Genomic DNA, 2,593 nt, shown 5'->3' with positions numbered 1-2,593 from the left:
CACTACATACAATCAAGATTGATAAGTAGTGTGCTTGATTTTTATCTTACTTTAAATCACGTAAAAAAGAACTCAATGCATCTTGCCAAGTGGGAATATTAAAGCCAGTTTGTTTGGCCTTTTTTAGACTCATAATAGAATGCCGTGGCCGATACGCCTTTTGCGGAAATTGTTCAGACGTTACCGGTTCAATCTTCACGTCCGTTTTCTTCAAAATTGCGCAAGCAAAATCATACCAAGTTGCAACGTTGTCGTTACTGAGTTGATAAGTACCAAACGGTGCCCCAACCTGCAAAAGATGAATCATAAATTCTGCCAACGTCCTAGTCCACGTTGGCCGACCAATCTGATCATTGACAACGGTCAATTTATCATGGGTCTTAGCTAAGTTTTGCATTGTAAAGACAAAGTTATGACCAAACTCCCCGAATACCCAACTAGTTCGAACGATATAATACTCAGCACCACTATTGCGCACAGTTTCTTCACCGGCCCATTTAGCCCGACCATACTCATTTTTAGGATTAGCTGGATCATCCTCTTGGTATTCACCCGGATTGGTTCCATCAAAAACGTAATCGGTGGAAATATACACTAACTTTGTTTCAGCCTCTGCTGCAACTTCGGCCAAGTTTTTAGTACCATCAACGTTAACAATCCAGTTCAACTTTTTGCCTTCATCTTCAGCCTTGTCAACCGCAGTATACGCTGCAGCATCTAGGATAACATCCGGCCGGAGCAACTTAACTTTATCACTAACCGCCTGCCGATCAGTGATATCTAAGTCTTCAGCCGTCAACGCATCAAATTGCCAATTAAGTTCTTTTAAATACTTTTGCAATTCCGTTCCAAGTTGGCCGTTAGCACCAACAATCATCGCTTTCTGCACGTTACTTCCTCCTAAAAAATAAGCGAAGTGTATCACCACACTCGCTTACTTAAATATTTATTGACCGTTCTTAGCGTAGTTGGCCTCAACGGCGTCTTTTTCGGCGCGCCACCAGTCTTCATGTTCGGTATACCACTTAATGGTTGCTTCCAAACCAGAACGAAAATCAGTGTATTGGGGTTGCCAACCGAGTTCTTGGCGCAATTTCGTTGAGTCAATGGCGTAACGCAGGTCGTGTCCCGGCCGATCCTTGACAACGTCATAGGCGTCCTTAGGCTGCCCCATGATGTCCAAAATCATTTCCAGAACGTCTTTATTGTTCATTTCGCCATCGGCACCAATCAAGTACGTTTCACCGATCTTACCCTTGGTTAAAATATCCCAAACGGCCGCCGAGTGATCGTTCGTGTGGATCCAGTCGCGGACGTTTTTACCCGTCCCATATAACTTCGGCCGAATACCACTTAAGATATTGGTGACTTGGCGGGGAATAAACTTTTCAATGTGTTGATAAGGCCCGTAGTTATTTGAACAATTCGAAATCGTGGCTTGCAACCCGAATGAACGGACCCACGCCCGTACTAAGAGGTCACTGCTGGCTTTTGAAGAAGAGTATGGGCTGGACGGCTTGTAGCGGCTAGTGGGTGTAAACTTCTCGCCGACCCCGTCGCCGTGACCTGGCAAGTCTTCACGTAACGGCAGATCACCATAAACTTCATCCGTTGAAACGTGATGGAACCGGACGTTATACTTGTGCGCGGCTTGGATCAAAGTGTAGGTCCCAATAATATTGGTTTCCACAAACGGCCACGGATCTTTTAATGAATTGTCATTATGACTTTCCGCGGCGTAGTGCACGACCGCATCCGTTTTTTGCATCAAATCGTCAACTAACGGTGCGTCACAAATATCACCGACCACTAACTTGACCCGGTCACCGAGAATATCCGCGATATTTGCCTTGTTACCAGCATACGTTAATTTATCAAGCACGGTGATCTTAACTTCGGGATGGTGATTATACACATAATGCACAAAGTTGGAACCAATAAAGCCGGCCCCACCAGTAATTAATAAGTTTTTCATGACGACTCCTTAGATTTCACCGTAGACAAACGGATTATTCTTTTCAAATTCAGCAAAAGTCTGTTGTTTAGCGTCCTTGTCAGAAGTAATGGCTTGGTCAAAGTCAATTGGCCAGTTAATGTTTAAATCTTTATCCATAAAGGTAATGCCACCATCAGCTTCAGCGTTATAGTAGTTATCACATTTGTATAGGAAGTTAACGTTATCCGTTAAAGTTACAAACCCATGGGCAAACCCACGCGGAACGAGCAATTGCCGGTGGTTACTTTCAGAAATAATGTAACCTTCGTGTTGACCATAAGTCGGGGAGCCCTTGCGAACATCCACGATGACGTCCAGAACCGCCCCCGTAACCACCCGGATCAGCTTAGTTTGGGCTGCCTGACCGCGTTGGAAATGTAGCCCCCGTAAAACACCCGCTTCAGCGGATAACGATTGGTTATCCTGGATGAAATTAAAATCAATGCCCGCAGCTTTAAAGTCGCGGTCAGAATAAGTTTCGGTGAAGAACCCCCGCTTATCACCAAATAAAGCTGGTTCAATAATCTTAACGTCTTGTAACTTAGTCGTTGTAACCTTTAATTTTCCCATAACTATACCTCCATTGTTAGTTATAAC

The 2,593-nt window shown here is 44.3% G+C and carries 3 protein-coding genes; all 3 read right to left on the bottom strand.

Annotated elements, in window-relative coordinates; translation table 11 throughout:
- Positions 1-46 precede the first annotated feature (46 nt).
- Genes rfbD through rfbC form a run of 3 tightly spaced genes read right to left on the bottom strand, consistent with a single transcriptional unit; the run spans position 47 to position 2,566 of the window.
- The gene (rfbD, locus tag D1831_RS14115; protein WP_125073441.1) at positions 47-889 is read right to left on the bottom strand and encodes a dTDP-4-dehydrorhamnose reductase; all 843 of its coding nucleotides are present in this window, start codon (positions 887-889) and stop codon (positions 47-49) included.
- Positions 890-946: 57 nt separating this feature from the next.
- A complete protein-coding gene (rfbB, locus tag D1831_RS14110) occupies positions 947-1,975 on the bottom strand; it encodes a dTDP-glucose 4,6-dehydratase (RefSeq protein WP_125073440.1) in 1,029 nt (342 codons plus the stop codon).
- Between the two features lie 9 nt (positions 1,976-1,984).
- The gene (gene rfbC / locus D1831_RS14105; protein ID WP_125073439.1) at positions 1,985-2,566 is read right to left on the bottom strand and encodes a dTDP-4-dehydrorhamnose 3,5-epimerase; all 582 of its coding nucleotides are present in this window, start codon (positions 2,564-2,566) and stop codon (positions 1,985-1,987) included.
- Positions 2,567-2,593: the final 27 nt, after the last annotated feature.

It is taken from the genome of Lactiplantibacillus garii (genome assembly GCF_003885105.1).
GTDB lineage: Bacteria > Bacillota > Bacilli > Lactobacillales > Lactobacillaceae > Lactiplantibacillus > Lactiplantibacillus garii.
The sequence above is the reverse complement of the archived record's forward strand: the minus strand, read 5'-3'. Positions and strand labels throughout refer to the sequence as shown.